Annotated in this window: 15 protein-coding genes; 9 read left to right on the top strand and 6 right to left on the bottom strand. The window is 71.4% G+C overall.

Translation table 11 applies throughout. The features are described from left to right. Positions 1–2 precede the first annotated feature (2 nt). The gene (locus GHR20_RS31245) at positions 3–758 is read right to left on the bottom strand and encodes an alpha/beta hydrolase (RefSeq protein ID WP_153815058.1); all 756 of its coding nucleotides are present in this window, start codon (positions 756–758) and stop codon (positions 3–5) included. Positions 759–875: 117 nt separating this feature from the next. Between GHR20_RS31245 and GHR20_RS31240 the strand changes: the two genes are divergently transcribed. Beyond that, entirely contained in the window at positions 876–1,403 is a 528-nt protein-coding gene (locus GHR20_RS31240) for a PadR family transcriptional regulator (protein ID WP_153815057.1), read from the top strand. On the opposite strand, the gene GHR20_RS31235 is transcribed toward GHR20_RS31240, so the two are convergent. After that, complete coding sequence (locus GHR20_RS31235) at positions 1,386–2,285, bottom strand: oxygenase MpaB family protein (protein WP_153815056.1); 900 nt, start codon at positions 2,283–2,285, stop codon at positions 1,386–1,388. The two genes, GHR20_RS31240 and GHR20_RS31235, sit on opposite strands and share 18 nt — an antisense overlap. Before the next feature lie 290 nt (positions 2,286–2,575). On the opposite strand from GHR20_RS31235, the gene GHR20_RS31230 reads away from it, so the two are divergent. Beyond that, positions 2,576–3,445, top strand: a complete 870-nt coding sequence (locus GHR20_RS31230; RefSeq protein WP_153815055.1) for a hypothetical protein — start codon at positions 2,576–2,578, stop codon at positions 3,443–3,445. Positions 3,446–3,468: 23 nt separating this feature from the next. Here GHR20_RS31230 and GHR20_RS31225 read toward each other — a convergent pair whose 3' ends face one another. Both GHR20_RS31225 and xylA read right to left on the bottom strand, forming a co-directional pair. Further along, positions 3,469–3,654 carry a hypothetical protein gene (locus GHR20_RS31225; RefSeq protein ID WP_111583704.1) on the bottom strand — a complete coding sequence of 62 codons (186 nt, stop codon included), beginning with the start codon at positions 3,652–3,654 and terminating at the stop codon, positions 3,469–3,471. Between the two features lie 307 nt (positions 3,655–3,961). After that, on the bottom strand, positions 3,962–5,128 hold the full coding sequence (xylA, locus tag GHR20_RS31220; RefSeq protein WP_153815054.1) for a xylose isomerase: 1,167 nt from the start codon (positions 5,126–5,128) through the stop codon (positions 3,962–3,964). 196 nt (positions 5,129–5,324) lie between these two features. Here xylA and xylB point away from each other — a divergent pair, with 196 nt between their 5' ends. From xylB to adh, 7 genes are all read left to right on the top strand, one after another. Continuing rightward, a complete protein-coding gene (xylB, locus tag GHR20_RS31215) occupies positions 5,325–6,770 on the top strand; it encodes a xylulokinase (protein WP_153815053.1) in 1,446 nt (481 codons plus the stop codon). Between the two features lie 39 nt (positions 6,771–6,809). Further along, positions 6,810–8,018 (top strand): ROK family transcriptional regulator, encoded by a 1,209-nt coding sequence (locus tag GHR20_RS31210; protein ID WP_153815052.1) that lies wholly within the window; start codon positions 6,810–6,812, stop codon positions 8,016–8,018. 302 nt (positions 8,019–8,320) lie between these two features. Then, positions 8,321–9,817 carry an APC family permease gene (locus GHR20_RS31205; protein WP_153815051.1) on the top strand — a complete coding sequence of 499 codons (1,497 nt, stop codon included), beginning with the start codon at positions 8,321–8,323 and terminating at the stop codon, positions 9,815–9,817. A 162-nt stretch (positions 9,818–9,979) separates the two neighbouring features. Further along, entirely contained in the window at positions 9,980–10,993 is a 1,014-nt protein-coding gene (locus GHR20_RS31200; protein WP_153815050.1) for an acetamidase/formamidase family protein, read from the top strand. A gap of 195 nt (positions 10,994–11,188) precedes the next feature. Continuing rightward, a complete protein-coding gene (locus tag GHR20_RS31195; protein ID WP_181516543.1) occupies positions 11,189–11,785 on the top strand; it encodes an N-acetylmuramoyl-L-alanine amidase in 597 nt (198 codons plus the stop codon). 103 nt (positions 11,786–11,888) lie between these two features. Further along, positions 11,889–13,196, top strand: coding sequence for a GAF domain-containing protein (locus GHR20_RS31190; protein WP_153815049.1), 1,308 nt, complete (start codon positions 11,889–11,891; stop codon positions 13,194–13,196). A 56-nt stretch (positions 13,197–13,252) separates the two neighbouring features. Continuing rightward, positions 13,253–14,776, top strand: coding sequence for an aldehyde dehydrogenase (gene adh / locus GHR20_RS31185; protein WP_111585503.1), 1,524 nt, complete (start codon positions 13,253–13,255; stop codon positions 14,774–14,776). Between the two features lie 162 nt (positions 14,777–14,938). On the opposite strand, the gene GHR20_RS38410 is transcribed toward adh, so the two are convergent. Continuing rightward, positions 14,939–15,394 carry a hypothetical protein gene (locus GHR20_RS38410; RefSeq protein ID WP_343336026.1) on the bottom strand — a complete coding sequence of 152 codons (456 nt, stop codon included), beginning with the start codon at positions 15,392–15,394 and terminating at the stop codon, positions 14,939–14,941. Positions 15,395–16,322: 928 nt separating this feature from the next. Next, positions 16,323–16,520: a DNA-binding protein gene (locus tag GHR20_RS37810; RefSeq protein WP_243878181.1), complete on the bottom strand. Its 198-nt coding sequence runs from the start codon at positions 16,518–16,520 to the stop codon at positions 16,323–16,325. Positions 16,521–16,611 lie beyond the last annotated feature (91 nt).

Raw genomic sequence — 16,611 nt, 5'->3', positions numbered from 1 at the left:
GATCAGATGTTTGCGGCGACGGCGGCCGCGAAGGCGCCGGGGTTGTCGAACATGATGTTGTGCCCGGCGCCGGGCACCGTCAGCACCCGTACACCGGCCGCTTCCAGCCGTTCCCGGTTCTCGAGTTCGCCGCTCTCCGCCCCCTGGAGGTAGACCCGGTCGATGTCCAGGCCCTCCAGGATCTCGCGCATCACCGGGTCGGAGCCGCGCCGCAGGCCGACGGCGCTGCGGTGCAGGGCGCGCGGATCCGCCAGCCGCATGGTGGCCGCCCACAGCGGGCCGACGGCCGCCAGGACGCGGGCGTACGCCTCCTCGACGAACTCGTCTTCCTCGTAGACCGCGATCGCGCTGCTGCCCGCGGTCAGCGGCGGGAAGGCGTCCAGATTGGCCTCCGAGAGCACCAGCCGCGAGACGAGTAGGGGCCGCCGGTGCGCGAGCACGATGGCGACGGCGCCGCCCATGCTGTGCGCGATCAGTTCGGCGCCGCTCACTCCGGCCGCGTCCAGCGCGGCCGCGACCGCGTCGGCGTGTTCCTCCAGGGTGTAGCCGAAACCCTGGGGCCGGTCGCTGAGACCGTGGCCGGGCAGGTCCATGAACAGGCTGCGTCTGCCCGTGAGTTCGGGGCGGGCGGCGATGTGCGCGTGATAGGGCGCGGACATCGACCCCAGCCCGTGGAGGTAGACCCGGGCGGGCTCCGCCCCCAAAACCTCGGTCCAGCGGATCCGGCTTCCCTCGCCATCGAATACGGCCTGCTGCACGGCACCCTCCCCTGTCGGCCTTGATCACCGTATCGACCATACATCGGTTCCGAGGTATTACGTCAAAGCAGTATTGAAGGAGCGCTGTACAGCGCTCCGGTACGGAAGAATGCGGGCATGCTCGAACTCGCCATCCTGGGATTCCTGTACGAGGCCCCACTGCACGGATACGTGCTGCGCCGCCACATCGCGGCGCTCACCGGGCATGTGCGGCCGGTCGCGGAGAGCACGCTGTATCCGGCGATCAAGCGTCTGGAGAAGGCCGGGCTTCTGGTGCGGGCCACCGAGCCGGGCGCCGTGGCCGCGCCACGCCATGTGCTGCGGCTGACCGAGGAGGGCCGGCAGGAGCTGAGGCGCCGGCTCGCCGAACCCGGGGAGCGCCAGATCACCGACGAGAACCAGTGGTTCGTCCTGCTCGCCTTCCTGCGCCACCTCGCGGACCCCGCCGCCCAGGCCGCGGTGCTGAGCCGGCGGCTCGCCTTCCTGGAGGAGCCGACGAGCTTCTTCTACGACGGCGACCGGCCGGTCCGCGCCGAGGAGGTGGACGACCCCTTCCGGCAGGGGATCCTCACCATCGCGCGTGCCACGAGCCGGACCGAACTCGGCTGGCTGCGCGACACCCTCGCGTCACTCGACGGAGTCTGACGTGTCCAGATGCCGCACCGGGCAGCCGCCCAGTCCCGGGACCGGGCGGGTGCCGAGGTCGGCCACCCGGTAGCCGTTCGGGTAACCCTTGATCTCCCGGTTCTGGCGCGCGAAGTGGGGTGCGCGGCGCGGTGGCAGCAGCCGCACCACCCGGGCGCGCGCTCGGACGGCGCGACGCACCAGGGCGACGGTGGCCGCGCCGGGCCGCTCATAGCGGAACGCGTTCAGCAGCGGCTCGTCGAGCAGCGCGAGCACACCTGTGCGCAGCAGGGGTGCCAACGGGCGCGGGTACCAGGACGCCATCAGGTCGAGGGTGGCGTCCGAGACCCGCCGGCCACCCTCGTCCCAGCCGAAGTTCGCCTCCTCATAGGTGTCGAGAAGGGTTTCGAACTCCTCGTAGGTGCCGGGGAGGCCGGGGATGCCCAGGTGCCGGCCGAGGGTGCGGTAGTACTCGGTGGCGGCGACGATCTCGTGCCGGGACAGCCGGCGCCAGCCGTAGGTGTCGATCCAGCGCTTGGGCACCACGACGAAGGTGCTGAGCACATAGCGCATGTCGTCGTCGCCGATGTCGTAGCTGCGGTGCATCTGGTTGATACGGCGGATCGCCGTGCGCCCCTGTTCCGCGGCGAAGCCGTGCTCCACGACGGTGTCGAGGAGCAGCGCGGTGTCGTCGTAACGCTTCTGGGCGCGGTCGGTCAGCTCGGCGGTGCGCGCGAGGAGCCGGCCGATGCTCGGGACGGCGTAGGTGCGGTACAGGGCCAGCTCGAGGGCGCGTGTGTAGTCCCAGGGGAATTCGTAGACGGCGCTGAGCCGGTAGATCTCCGGGGCGTCCGCCACCGGGTCCAGCCGGCGGATCCGCTCCAGCCGTTCGAAGCGCTTCACCGCGTCGTCCCCCTTCTGTCGCCGAAGGCCAACTTTATGGGGAGCACGGGGAGATGAACCATCATCGATCTCCCCGTTTCGGAAGGAGGACGGGCACCATTGTCCGGCGGATTGCGCGACCTCGGCGGTCCCCGGGTGGGGGGCGGTCTGGGGAAGTCCCGTGCAGACCGTGGTCGTTTCGCCCCCGTCCAGGGGGAAAGTTGCAGGTCCGCGTGGTGTGAGGAGTCGTGACAAGGGCCTTCCGTCCGCATTAGGGTGCGCGCGGTTGGACAAGCCACTGGGAGACAGGGATGGCCGGAATGGACGATGGGGCCGTCGCCGCCGCAGACGACGCGCTGTATGTGCTGACGGCGGTGCTGCTGACGCCGGCGCAGTTTCCGAGCGTGCTGGGCGACGATTATCCGGAGTCGTGCGCGACGCTGGGGCTCGCGCCCCGCGCCGACGGGTACGGCCTGGTGCTCGGGCAGGACGGCGACGGTGCCCGCTGGACGGTCGTCATCGACGATGTCTCGCTGGTCGCGGTGGCGATCGCCTCTTGGGACTGCGGCCTGGAGTACGAACTGTCGCCGGAGGAGCGCGCGATCGTGACCGCGCTGCCGGGCTGGCCCCTGGCGGTCGCCGTAGCGGCTCCCGGTGTTCCCGCGCCGCACGATCCCGCTCCCGAGACGGGTGAGCGCTCTCCGCTGTGTCCGCCGGACACCAGCGTCTGGGGCCCGGCTCAGCGGCGCCTGGGCGCCGACGAGATCGCGGCGCAGTGGGCGGCCTGGCGGCAGCAGATCAACGACGCCGAGTTCGCCGTACCCGGCGGCCGGGCCCCTGCCGCCGAGCCTTCGGGGCAGCCCGGGGCGACGGACAAGGGGCCCGGGGACGCGGCCGAACCGCCGAAGGGCGGGCACCAGGGGATCCGGCGAGTGCTCGCGGAGGCCCGCGCCTACGTCGACTCGCCACCCCCGCTGGGCCGGGTGCGCTCCACCTTCGCCCCCGGCGACGCCCGCACGCTGCGCGCGGACGGCCCCGGCTGGTCGATGGTGGCGCGCACCGACGACATCGCCTTCGTCCTGCTCGACGAGGAACCCGGTGAGGTCCTGCCGGTCGGCCGCGGCCCGGAACTGCCCGGGCTGCTGGACGCCCTCGACCGGATGGCCGTACGGCCCCTGTGATCAGTGGCGGCGCGGTATCCGTCTCAGCGGCCGAGTTCCTTGCGGCTGATCCTGCGGAGCCTGCGCCGCTGGGACGGGTCCAGCGCCAGGTAGGCGGCGGCCGGGATGCCGACCACGACCAGGAGCACCACCCACAGGGGCAGCCCCAGGAGCAGCAGTACCAGGCCGACCGCCACACCCCCGACGGCGATCTTCGCGTTTCTCGACATGAGCGTCGCCTCCTTCAACGGCCACTGCCGTTCTCTGCTGTGAGAACGGCCTCCCGCTCCCCGCGGTTCCGGGCCTCGCCCCTGAGACATCCCTGATATGTGCCCCTAGGGGGCCGGTTCCGCCGACCGGGAGGCGATCACGGAGCGTGGTGAAGCGATCCAGGTCACGGCGTCAGCATAAGGGTGCCGCCGCGACGACGCCCATGCCATGCGCGCATGCGGTGTCCTACGGAAGGCCGGGGAGTGCGGCACTCCCACGCGCCGCAATCCCCGGCCTTCTTCCGCCGGCGTCGCGCGCTCGCGGCCGTCAGCCGCGCGCGCCCAGCAGGTGGTCCATCGCCAGCTGGTCGAGGTGCTCGAACGCCATACCGCGCGCTGCGGCGGCATCGACGTCGAACTCCTCGAACGCGGTGCGGTCGGCGAGCAGGGCGTCCAGGCCGTCGGCCGCGGTCGGCTGGGCCAGCTCGTCCAGGCGCGCGGCACGCAGCGCCTCCCGCACCTCCGGGTCGGCACGGAAGGCGGCCACGCGGTCCTTGAGGATCAGGTAGTTGCGCATGCAGCCCGCGGCCGAGGCCCAGACGCCGTCGAAGTCCTCGGTCCGCGGCGGCTTGAAGTCGAAGTGCCGCGGGCCCTCGTAACCGGCGCTCTCCAGGAGGTCGACCAGCCAGAACGCCGCCCGCAGGTCGCCGGCGCCGAACCGCAGGTCCTGGTCGTACTTGATGCCGGACTGGCCGTTGAGGTCGATGTGGAAGAGCTTGCCCGCCCACAGGGCCTGCGCGATGCCGTGCGGGAAGTTCAGGCCGGCCATCTGCTCGTGGCCGACCTCCGGGTTGACGCCGTACAGCTCCGGGCGCTCCAGGCGCTCGATGAAGGCCAGGGCGTGGCCGACGGTGGGCAGCAGGATGTCGCCGCGGGGCTCGTTGGGCTTGGGCTCGATGGCGAAGCGGAGGTCGTATCCCTGGGCGGTGACGTACTCGCCGAGGAGGTCGAACGCCTCCTTCATGCGGTCGAGGGCGTCGCGCACGTCCTTGGCGCCACCGGACTCGGCGCCCTCACGGCCGCCCCAGGCGACGTACGTGCCGGCCCCCAGCTCGGCCGCCAGGTCGATGTTGCGGATCGTCTTGCGCAGCGCGTACCGGCGTACGTCGCGGTCGTTGGCGGTGAAACCGCCGTCCTTGAAGACGGGGTGGGTGAAGAGGTTCGTGGTGGCCATCGGCACCGTCATGCCGGTGGCGTCCAGGGCCTGGCGGAACCGCTTGACGTGCGACTCGCGCTCGGTGTCGGAGGATCCGAAGGGGATCAGGTCGTCGTCGTGGAAGGTCACTCCGTAGGCACCCAGCTCGGCCAGGCGCCGCACCGTCTCGACCGGGTCGAGGGCGGGCCGGGTGGCGTCGCCGAACGGGTCCCTTCCCTGCCAGCCGACGGTCCACAGACCGAAAGTGAACCTGTCCTCGGGGGTGGGCTGGAAGCTCATGGCGCGGCTCCTTGTTCCGTACGACTATTTCGTCATGGCCGTTTACAAATTAGTATGCGACCACGCCTCTGGGAAGAGACACGGTGTCTTCGACCACAAGGTGTCTTCGCCAGATGCCTTCCACGGGCGCCCTCGGGAGGTACCTCGGGAGCGCCCCACAGCACACCCCACTGAGCCGCGGAAGAGGGAGAACCCCATGTCAGCAGCGGAGGGTCCGCTCGTCGTCGGCGTGGACACGTCTACCCAGTCCACGAAGGCCCTGATCGTCGACGCGGCCACCGGACAGGTGGTGGCGAGCGGCCAGGCGCCGCACACCGTCACCACCGGCGTGGGCCGGGAGAGCGATCCGCGCCAGTGGTGGGACGCCCTGTGCGAGGCACTGCGCCAGTGCGGTGACGCCGCGCGCGAGGCGGCCGCGATCTCGGTCGGCGGCCAGCAGCACGGCCTGGTCACGCTGGACGAACACGGTGAGCCGGTGCGTCCGGCGCTGCTCTGGAACGACGTCCGTTCCGCGCCGCAGGCCCGCCGGCTGGTGGCGGAACTGGGCGGCCCGAAGGGCTGGGCCGAGCGCACCGGCAGCGTGCCCGGGGCGTCGTTCACGGCGAGCAAGTGGGCATGGCTCGCCGAGCACGAACCGGAGGCGGCGCGCGCGACCAGGGCCGTACGGCTCCCCCACGACTACCTCACCGAGCGCCTGACCGGGCAGGCCGTCACCGATCGTGGTGACGCCTCCGGCACCGGCTGGTGGGCGTCCGGCACGGAGCGGTACGACGAGGAGACCCTGGCGCACCTCGGGCTCGACCCGGCGCTGCTGCCCCGGGTGGTGCGCCCCGGCGAGGTGGCCGGGACCGTACACGGCGGACACGGGCTGCCGTTCTCCCAGGGCACGTTGGTGGCCGCCGGCACCGGTGACAACGCGGCGGCCGCGCTGGGTCTCGGGCTGCTGCCCGGCACCCCGGTACTGAGCCTCGGGACTTCCGGCACGGTGTACGCCGTCTCCCGGCACCGCCCGGCCGATCCCACCGGCACGGTGGCGGGCTTCGCCGACGCGCGCGGGGACTGGCTGCCGCTGGCGTGCACCCTGAACTGCACGCTCGCCGTGGATCGCGTCGCGACCCTGCTGGGTCTGGACCGCGAGGCCGTCGACGGCGGCGGATCGGTGACGCTCCTGCCGTTCCTGGACGGCGAGCGCACCCCCGACCTGCCGGACTCCTCCGGGTTGCTGCACGGGCTGCGCCACGACACGACTCCGGGCCAGCTGCTCCAGGCGGCGTACGACGGCGCGGTGCATTCGCTGCTCGGCGCGCTCGACCTGGTCCTCGACGCGGACGCGGACCGCGACAGCCCGCTGCTGTTGATCGGCGGCGGCGCGCGGGGCCACGCCTGGCAGCAGACCGTACGGCGGCTGTCCGGGCGGCCGGTCCGGATCCCCGCGGCCAAGGAGCTGGTCGCCCTGGGTGCGGCGGCCCAGGCGGCCGGGCTGCTGACCGGCGAGGATCCCGCCGCGGTGGCCCGCCGCTGGAACACCGCCGCGGGACCGGTGCTGGAGCCCATGCCCCGGGACGAGGAGACGCTGGCCCGGATCGGCGGGGTACTCTCCGACGCGGCCCCGCTGCTGGAGCGGGGCACGGAAGACCGCTGAGCCGCGCCGCCCGGCCCTGGAACGAGGATGGACGCAGGCATGACCGCACCGCCGCACGAGGCCCGACCCGCGGGGGCCGGCCGGGTCCTGCCGGACACCCAGCAGGGCATGCGCCGGCGCAATCTCGCGCGGGTGCTGCACGCGGTCAGCGCCGAGGGTCCGCTCTCCAGGGCCGCGGTGGCCTCGCGCATCGGTCTGACCAGGGCCGCGGTGTCGACCCTGGTGGACGAGTTGATCCGCTGGGGACTGCTGGAGGAGCTGGGCCCCGAGCGGCCGGGCCGCGTGGGCCGGCCCGGGTCGGCGCTGGCGGTGAGCGGTCGCGGCCCGGCCGGGATCGGCGCCGAGATCGGCGTCGACCACCTCGCGGTGTGCGCGGTCGATCTGCGCGGCACGGTCCGCGCGCGGGCCGTGCGCCGGGGCGCCAACCGCGGCCGGACACCCGAGTCGGTGATCGCGGAGCTGACGACACTGGTCGGCCGGGTGGTCGCCGAGGCCGAACGGGAGGAACTGTGGCCCGCCGGGCTCGCGGTCGCCGTGCCCGGGCTGGTGGCGCGGGACGGTCATACCGTCGTACGCGCCCCCAATCTCGAGTGGCGTGACACGGACCTCGGCGCCCTGCTGCCCGGCGACTGGCCGCTCACCGTGGACAACGAGGCGAACTTCGGTGCGCTGGCCGAACTGTGGCTCGGCGCCGGCACGCCGCGCGAGTTCCTGCATGTGTCGGCCGAGATCGGCATCGGCGCGGCGATCGTCGTGGACGGCCGGCTGCTGCGCGGAACGCGGGGCTTCGCGGGCGAGCTGGGCCATGTGCCCGTACGCCCGGACGGTCCGTCCTGCGCGTGCGGCGGGCGCGGCTGCCTGGAGCAGTACGCGGGCCAGGAGGCACTGCTGCGCGCGGCGGGGCTCCAACGGCGCGAGGACCTCGTCGGCCTGCTCGCGGAGCACGCCGGGAGGGGCGAGGAGGGGGTACGGGCCGCGCTGCGGGACGCGGGCACGGCGCTCGGCATCGCGCTGACCGGGGCGGTGAACCTGCTCGACCCCGAGACGGTGGTCCTGGGCGGTGCGCTGGCGGGGCTCTCGCCCTGGCTGCTGCCCTCGCTGGAGGCGGAGCTGACGGGCCGTACGGCCGGCCCGGCCTGCCAGGTGGCGGTGTCACCGCTCGGCCCCGAGGGCCCGCTGCTGGGCGCGGCGCACTCCGTCGTCCGCGCCGTGCTGGACGATCCGGCATCGGTGGCCAAGCACTCCTGACGCCTCGTCAAGCACTGGCGGACGGAGACGTCAAGCCGCGGTGCCGGCGTGTCCGCCGGAGGCTCCGGCGCGGCCGCGCGGTCCCCGGCGCGTGGTCCTCGCCCGAATGAGTGGCGAAGTTATCCACAGGCTTCCGCTTGTCCACCGAACCGTGGCGCACCCTTCTGCCCGGCCCGCCCGCGCCGTACCGTGAAGCGCACGAGGCACGCGCTGCCGGAGCGTCAGACCCGGCGTGGACCTGGCGATTTGCGCGGCCTTCGCCCAGACCGGGCGGCACCGGACGGACAGATATCGGGGGACGCATGCGCGGGGAGAGCACCGGGACTTTGCGGCGCGACGCCATCGGGTTGCGCGAGGTCCTGTTCCAGAGCATCACGGCGATGGCGCCGGCCGCCGCGGTGGCCGCGTCCATCCCGGCCGGCGCGGCCTTCGCGGGCGGCAGCCTGCCGCTGGCCGTGCTGGTCGCCCTGGTGGCCTGCCTGTTCACCGCGTCCTGCGTCGCCGAGCTGGCACGGGAGCTGCCCGCCGCCGGCTCGGTCGCCACCTACGCGGCGCGGGGACTGCATCCGGCCGTCGGCTTCCTCGTCGGCTGGGGCTACGTCTTCGTGGAGATGCTGGTCCCCCCGCTGCTGCTCCTGCAACTGGGCTTCACGGTGGCGGGAACACTGCACGACGAGTGGCCCTCGTACCCGGCGGATCTGTGGTGGCCGTACTCCCTGGCGGGCGCCGCCGTGATCGCCGTCGCGGGATACCTGGGCGTGCGCGCCTCGGCCCGCTTCGGCACCGTCCTCGGGGCCTTCGAGATCCTTGTCTTCCTGGTGTTCGCCGCGTTGCTGATCGGCAGAGCGGGCGGCGCCAACACCCTTTCCGTCTTCGGCACTTCGCATACCGCCGCGGGGCACTCCGGGATCGGCGGGGTGTTCGCGGGATCCGTGTACACCGTGCTGGCCTTCGCCGGATTCGAGGCGGCGGCACCGCTCGCGGAGGAAACGCGCGAGCCCCGGCGGACGATGCATCGCGCGGTACTGGGCGCGGCTCTGGGCATCGGCCTGTTCTACGTCGTCACCACCTACGCGATGACCGTGTACTTCGGACCGGACCGGTTCGCCGCGTTCGGCGTGTCGGGCAGCGCTTCCTGGGAGGGGGTCGCGCGGGCCTCGTTCGGCTTCCTCTGGGTGCTGCTGTTCCTCGCGGTGGTGAACTCCACGATCGCCAACGCCAACGCCAACGCCAACGTGTCGACCCGTACGGCCTTCGCGCTGGCCCGCATCCGGGTCCTGCCCGGGGTGCTCGCCACGCTCCACCCCCGGCACCGCTCCCCCGTGGCGGGCATCGCGGTGCAGACCGTCGTGGCCGTCGCCGCGGTGCTGGGCCTCGGTCTCCGCTACGGTCCCCAGACCGCGTTCCTGCTCCTGGCCACGGTGATCGTCACGGTCGTCATCGGTGTCTACATCGTGGTGAACCTCGCGTGCGCGGGCCACTTCATACGGGTGGGCGGCGGTGCCCTCAAGCCGGTACGGCATCTGCTGTTCCCGGTGCTGGGTGTCGCCGCCTTCGTCCCGGCGCTGCTGACGGCGGCCGGCCTGCCGGTGTTCGACTTCGTGACCAAGCTGACGGCTCCGGTGTCCTACGCGGGACCGATCGTCGGCGTCTGGATGGCGGCGGGCGTGGTCGTGCTGCTGATCCTGACCCGGCGATACCCCGAGCGCATAGCGGAGATCGCGCGTGTGCACATCGAGGAGGACGCCCCGTCCGACCCGCGGCAGGACGGCGCCGTGATCCGCCGACCGGGCCTCTGACCGATGCCATGGCGTACGACCGCCCGGTGCGCGGTGATCCCCGGTCCCGCCCGCCGAACACCACGCCACGCCACGACCACGCCGCCTCTCCCGCCCGGCGGCCCGCATTCTCCCCGCGGCCCTCTCCTTGAGGCCGCCCCACCAGAAGGGACCCACGACACGATGACCGACCCCCGGATCCTCACCGTGCGACCTGAGCCGGACGAGTACGCCTGGACGTTCGGCGGCGCGGCCCCCGTGGCCCGCGTCGCACCCGGCACGGTGCTCGACCTGTTCACCGAGGACTGCTTCGCCGGCCGGGTCCGCTCCGAGAAGGACCTGGTGTCCGAGGTCTGCGAGTTCCCGTTCCTCAATCCCCAGACCGGCCCCTTCCACATCGAGGGCGCGGAACCCGGCGACACGGTGGCCGTGCACTTCGTGTCGATCGAACCGGCCCGCGACTGGGCGGCGTCCACGACGGTCCCCCTCTTCGGGGCGCTCACCTCCACCCACGCCACCGCCTCGCTCCAGCCGCCGCTGCCGGAACGGGTCTGGATCTGGGAGCTGGACCGTGCCCGGCGCACCGCCCTCTTCCGGTCCCGGGACAGCGACTTCGAGAGGGAGCTGCCCCTGGAGCCGATGCACGGCACGGTCGGTGTGGCGCCGGCCAACCTGGAGGTCCGCTCGGCGCTGGTCCCGGACGCGCACGGCGGCAACATGGACACGCCCGAGATGCGCGCCGGGGTCACCTGCTACCTCGGGGTCAATGTGGAGGGCGCCCTGCTCAGCCTCGGCGACGGGCACGCCCGCCAGGGCGAGGGCGAGACCTGCGGGGTGGCGGTGGAGTGCGCGATGAACACCGTGGTGATCGTCGACCTCCTCAAGGGCGTCGCGACCCCGTGGCCCCGGCTGGAGTCGGACACGCACATCGTCTCGACCGGCTCGGCGCGCCCGCTGGAGGACGCGTTCCGGATATCGCAGGCGGACCTGGTGCGCTGGCTGGTCAGCGACTACGGGTTCAGCGAGCTGGACGCCTACCAGTTCGCCACCCAGACGGTCGAGTCACCGCTGGCGAACGTGTGCGACACGAACTACACGTGCGTGGCCAAGCTCCGCAAGGAGTGGCTGCCCGCGCGGGAGACCTACCGGGGTGTGCACGCGCGGCTCCGGGAGGCCGCACGGACGCTGCGCGGCTGACGACCGGCCACGAGACACCGCGCACGCACACCCCCTGCGCCCACCCGGCATCCCCGTACCCCCGCGCCCCTGCCGCACGAGCGCCGTCCTCCTCCCGCCCTCCCCGAGCCCCCTTTCCGAGCACGCAGGAAGCACCACAGCCGTACTCCCATCACGCCCCGACTCCCCACTCCAGAAAGGCATGCCACGATGGACATGGACCGGGAAAGACCGCGACCGAGCAGACGATGGTTCCTGAAGGGCGCGGCGCTCGCCGCCGTGCCGTACGCGCTGCTTCCCGAACCGCAGGCCGGTGCGAGCGGTTCCGTCGACTACCCGCCCGCCGAGTGGGTGCCCGCCAGCACCGCCAACTACACGGACTCCAACCGGCCCGGCACCTACGCGATCGACCGGGTCATCATCCATGTCACCCAGGAGACCTACGCCAACGCCCTGGCCATCTTCCAGAACCCGGAGAAGCAGGTGACCGCGCATTACCTGGTGCGGTCGGCGGACGGACACGTCGCCCAGTGCGTGCGCGAGAGCGACATCGCCTGGCACGCGGGCAACTGGAGCTACAACACCCGCAGTGTCGGCATCGAGCACGAGGGCTGGGTGGACCAGCCCGCCTACTTCACCAACGCCCTCTACGAGCAGTCGGCGAAGCTCACCGCGTCCGTCTGCGACAGGTACGGCATCCCCAAGGACAGGGAGCACATCATCGGCCACTACCAGGTACCGGGCACCGACCACACCGATCCCGGCCCCAGCTGGGACTGGGTCCGCTACATCAAACTCGTCAACTTCGCCTAGCGCAGATCCCCGGACCGGCGTCACACCGGTTGTCTGCGCGGACACGGCACGTGACGATGGTCCCAGCCGGATCATCGCCGTAACACCGTCCGGGGAGGCCGAGTTGACCGATCCGTGGGTGGCCCTGGAACCGGGGGCCGATCCCGCCGAGCGGGTCCGGGCGCTGCGCCGCGCGCACGAGACGTTCACCACGGTGGGCTCGGTGCCGCGCCCGGTGCGGTCGGTGGTGGCGGAGTCCTGGCGGCGCAGCGCGCGGGCCGGGGTCGTACCGGACGGCACGGCGTGTGTGGAGTTGTCCGACGGCGACCTCGGCGCCTATCGGGCGGAGCATCCGCTGGCCCGGGTGATGCCGCTGTTCCGGGAGCTGCTGGGCACGTTCGCCGCGGAGGACGAGCAGTTGCTCGCGGTGTGCGACGCGCAGGGCAGGCTGCTGTGGGTCGAGGGGCATCCGGCGGCGCGGCGGCGGGCGGACGCGATGAACTTCGTACCGGGGGCGCGCTGGTCGGAGGCCGCGGTGGGCACCAACGCGCCGGGGACCGCGGTGGCGCTGGACCGGCCGGTGCAGGTGTTCGCGGCGGAGCACTTCACCCGGCGGGTGCAGCCCTGGACGTGCGTGGCCGCTCCGGTGCACGATCCGCGCACGGGGCGGGTGCTGGGCGCCGTGGACGTCACCGGCGGGGACGGACTGGCGCATCCGCACAGCCTGGGGTTCGTGCAGGCCGTGGCGCGGGCGGCGGAGGCGCAGTTGGCGCTGCTCGCTCCGGCACGGTGTGCCGCGGACGCGCCGATGCTCCGCGCGCTGGGCCGGGACGAGGCCGAACTGGCCTTCCAGGGGCGGCGGATGAGGCTGAGCCGTCGGCACAGCGAGATCGTGCTGCTGCTGTCGCGGCGCCCCGAGGGGCTGACGGGTGACGCGTTGCTGTGCGCGCTGTACGCGGACGAGTCGGTGACTCCGGTGACGTTGCGGGCCGAACTGGCACGTCTGCGGCGGTCGTTGATGCCTGGGCTGCTGGCTTCGCGGCCGTACCGGCTGACGGCCGCGGTCGACGCGGACGCGACCGTGGTGGAGCGGCGGCTGGCGTCGGGGGCGCTCACCGCGGCGGCCGAGGCATACACCGGTCCGCTGCTGCCCGGTTCGCAGGCCCCGGCGATCGTACGGCTGCGGGAGCGGCTCGCGCGGGGGCTGCGGACGGCGCTGGTCGCGCACCGCGATCCCGATCTGCTGGCCGACTGGGCGCACGCGCCGTGGGGCGAGGACGACATCGAGGTGTGGCGGGCGCTCGCGACGGTGCGTCCGACGCCGTCCGTGCGGGCCCGGCTGGCCTCGCTGGAGGCGGAGTTGGCGGTGCCGACCGCATGGGAGGGAGGATGGTCCCGGGGCGCAACGTACTTGCAACGTCCGCCCGCCTAGCCTCGCGCCGAGAGCTGCCCAAGGGCGGGCAGCGCTGCACCGGGAGGCACACCAGGATGACTCGTTACGCGGCGCCGGGCACCGAGGGCGCGATCGTCTCCTACCAGTCGCGCTACGACCACTTCATCGGCGGCGAGTACGTGCCGCCGGCGCGCGGGCAGTACTTCGAGAACCCGTCGCCGGTCAACGGACTGCCGTTCACCGAGATCGCGCGCGGCACCGCGGAGGACGTGGAGCGGGCGCTGGACGCGGCGCACGCGGCCGCCCCGGGGTGGGGTCGCACGTCGGTGACGGAGCGCTCGGACATCCTGCGGAAGATCGCCGACCGCATGGAGGCCAACCTCGAAGCCCTCGCGGTGGCGGAGAGCTGGGAGAACGGCAAGCCGGTGCGGGAAACGCTGGCGGCGGACATCCCCCTGGCGATCGACCACTTCCGGTACTTCGCCGGGGCGATCCGGGCGCAGGAGGGGTCGCTGGGCGAGATCGACGACGACACGGTGGCGTACCACTTCCATGAGCCGCTCGGGGTCGTCGCGCAGATTATTCCGTGGAACTTCCCGATCCTGATGGCCACGTGGAAGCTGGCGCCGGCGCTCGCCGCGGGCAACGCGGTGGTGCTCAAGCCGGCCGAGCAGACCCCGGCGTCCATCCACTACTGGGTGAGCCTGATCGCGGATCTGCTGCCGCCGGGCGTGCTGAACATCGTCAACGGCTTCGGTGTCGAGGCGGGCAAGCCGCTGGCGTCGAGTCCGCGGGTGGCGAAGGTGGCGTTCACCGGGGAGACCACGACGGGGCGGCTGATCATGCAGTACGCCTCGGAGAACATCAAGCCGGTCACGCTGGAACTGGGTGGCAAGTCGCCGAACATCTTCTTCGACGACGTGTGGGCGCACGACGACGACTTCCGCGACAAGGCGCTGGAAGGCTTCACGATGTTCGCGCTCAACCAGGGCGAGGTGTGCACCTGCCCGTCCCGGGCGCTCGTCCAGCGCGGCCACTACGCGGAGTTCCTGGCGGCCGCGGTCGAGCGCACCCGGCAGATCAAGCCGGGGCACCCGCTCGACACGGACACGATGATCGGCGCCCAGGCATCCAACGACCAGCTGGAGAAGATCCTCTCCTACCTGGACATCGGCCGGCAGGAGGGCGCGAAGGTCCTCACGGGTGGCGAACGCATCGAGCACGAGGGCGAGTTGAAGGGCGGCTACTACGTGCAGCCGACCATCTTCGAGGGCGACAACCGGATGCGGGTCTTCCAGGAGGAGATCTTCGGCCCGGTCGTCTCGGTGGCCTCCTTCGACGACTTCGACGACGCCATCAAGATCGCCAACGACACGCTGTACGGGCTCGGCGCGGGTGTGTGGACCCGGGACGCCAACACCGCCTACCGCGCGGGCCGCGCGATCCAGGCGGGCCGTGTCTGGACCAACTGCTACCACGCCTACCCGGCACACGCGGCCTTCGGCGGCTACAAGCAGTCCGGCATCGGCCGCGAGACGCACAAGATGATGCTGGACCACTACCAGCAGACAAAGAACCTCCTGGTGTCGTACTCGCCGAAGAAGCTGGGCTTCTTCTAGAGGCACGGAAAAAGGCATCTGACCTGGTCTTTTGCCGGTCAGGCGCCTTCCACTCGACTCATTCAGAGCGAGGTCCAGATTACCCTGTAACTCCCAGTTTCTCCCTCGGCTATCCCACCTCTGACCAGGACTTCCGGACCAGTGACGGACCAAAACCCGGGCTCAGCCAGCGCGTGACGGGCCCTGATTGACACGGTCCCACTCCTCCATCGACTGCTCGATGAGGCGATTGGCCTGCTCCCGGACACCGTCCAAGAACTTGGCGTAGAAGCGAAAAAGTACCTCGATGCTCTGGCCCGCACGGCGCGCACATTCGGCCGGGTCCACACCGGAGTAAAGCCAGAACGAGATCCCTGCGTGCCGGAGGTCATAGGGCCGCTTGGCCAGGCCGGAGGCCAGCTCCGTCCGGGTCAGAACGTGTTTCCGTGCACGCCCCCACGTCATGCCATAGGCAGCCGCATCCACGTACTTGCCCGCCTGGTTCCGGAACAGTCGGCCATCCGCCGCCACGCCGAACAGTTCGATGTGAGCCAGAAGGAGGCGCACGAACTGCGGCGGAATGGGCACAGGCCGGGTGGCCGTGGCCGCTCGGTGCTTGAGCGAGTGGATCTCGTGCACCGCGCCGTCGTCCGTCCACTCCTTTCCCGCAGTGACGACGCCGCCCGACAGATTGAGCAGTCCCCACCCGTCTTGGGGAGGTGGCACCGATCGTGCCGGAGGTGAATGACCTCTGCGGGCCGCATGGCCGCGTAGTAGATGCATCCGAAGAACGCCTCCAGATGAGGGTCCCGCCCGCGCTGCTGAGCAACCGCCGCGAGCAGCCGGGCGACCTGCGCGGGGTTGGGAACCGCTGCCGGATCCACTGCCTCGTTGACTGCTGGAGCGATCCACCTGATCCCGTTGAGTGGATTTTCTGTGAAGTAGCCTTTTTCGACGGCCGTGTTGAGCACTTCGCTGAACGCGGCGCGCTTGCGCCGCGCCGTCTTGGCCGCTGCCGCCTTTCCGTCCAGCTTGCTGCACAGGGCGTCCAGTGCCCGTCGCAACACATCAGCTTCTGCGAGTGCCCTGACGGGCAAAGAGTTGCGCTTCAACCAGTTGAGGGCGTTCCGCCACTCCTCGGTGGGCTCCTCCGCCCATGCGTTTTTGTTGAATGCCCACGAGTACAGCGCGCGCCGCAGGACCCGTGGCTCCGGATACATTGCGCCGGGACGCACCAGGGCAGACGTGATAGTGGCGAAGGCGTCGGCCAGGGTGCGGCGGGTATTGCCTGGCGTACGGTCCCACCGTTGGTCGAGGTACTCGTGGGCAAGGTCGTACCACGTGGTCCGCTGCTTGATAGCGCGTAGCCCGGACGCTGGCAAACCCGTGTGCTCATCGAAAGGCTCACCGTCACGCGCTGCTGTCAGCAGCTTTGACCGTCTGCTGTCGGCGAGCCCGAGAGTCATGAACGACTCTGATTTTTCACGCCCGTTGACCGTCCACCGGACCATGAACGGTTTGCGCCAATGAGGGCGCTCCCGTATGTCCCAGAAGCGGACGTTGTAACTCATCGCCAAGAGTCGGAATCCCTCTCACACATGTCCCACCACGCGTCCAGGTCGGCGCGGCGACATCGGAGTTCGCCATTGGGTAGCTTGATCATTCGGGGCGCCTGCCCGCGAGCGCGCATTCGATAGAACGCTGACGGATTCATGCGAATTTCCGTCAGGACCTCGGCCAGCTTTAGCGCCGGAGGACGGGCCATGCGATATCACCTTTGCGCCGAGTGGGACTTCATGCGCGAATCCAGGCGGCCATCGATCGGCAGGCCAGAGGTCCGTTCTGAGGACTGACAG

Source organism: Streptomyces sp. SUK 48, from assembly GCF_009650765.1.
Classification (GTDB): domain Bacteria; phylum Actinomycetota; class Actinomycetes; order Streptomycetales; family Streptomycetaceae; genus Streptomyces.
This window is presented reverse-complemented; position numbering and strand designations above follow the sequence as displayed.

Coding starts and splice junctions, on each gene's coding strand:
- GHR20_RS31240 (WP_153815057.1), top strand. CDS start 876: ATGCTCGAACTCGCCATCCTGGGATTCCTGTACGAGGCCCCACTGCAC.
- GHR20_RS31230 (WP_153815055.1), top strand. CDS start 2,576: ATGGCCGGAATGGACGATGGGGCCGTCGCCGCCGCAGACGACGCGCTG.
- GHR20_RS31225 (WP_111583704.1), bottom strand. CDS start 3,654: ATGTCGAGAAACGCGAAGATCGCCGTCGGGGGTGTGGCGGTCGGCCTG.
- xylA (WP_153815054.1), bottom strand. CDS start 5,128: ATGAGCTTCCAGCCCACCCCCGAGGACAGGTTCACTTTCGGTCTGTGG.
- xylB (WP_153815053.1), top strand. CDS start 5,325: ATGTCAGCAGCGGAGGGTCCGCTCGTCGTCGGCGTGGACACGTCTACC.
- GHR20_RS31210 (WP_153815052.1), top strand. CDS start 6,810: ATGACCGCACCGCCGCACGAGGCCCGACCCGCGGGGGCCGGCCGGGTC.
- GHR20_RS31205 (WP_153815051.1), top strand. CDS start 8,321: ATGCGCGGGGAGAGCACCGGGACTTTGCGGCGCGACGCCATCGGGTTG.
- GHR20_RS31200 (WP_153815050.1), top strand. CDS start 9,980: ATGACCGACCCCCGGATCCTCACCGTGCGACCTGAGCCGGACGAGTAC.
- GHR20_RS31195 (WP_181516543.1), top strand. CDS start 11,189: ATGGACCGGGAAAGACCGCGACCGAGCAGACGATGGTTCCTGAAGGGC.
- adh (WP_111585503.1), top strand. CDS start 13,253: ATGACTCGTTACGCGGCGCCGGGCACCGAGGGCGCGATCGTCTCCTAC.
- GHR20_RS37810 (WP_243878181.1), bottom strand. CDS start 16,520: ATGGCCCGTCCTCCGGCGCTAAAGCTGGCCGAGGTCCTGACGGAAATT.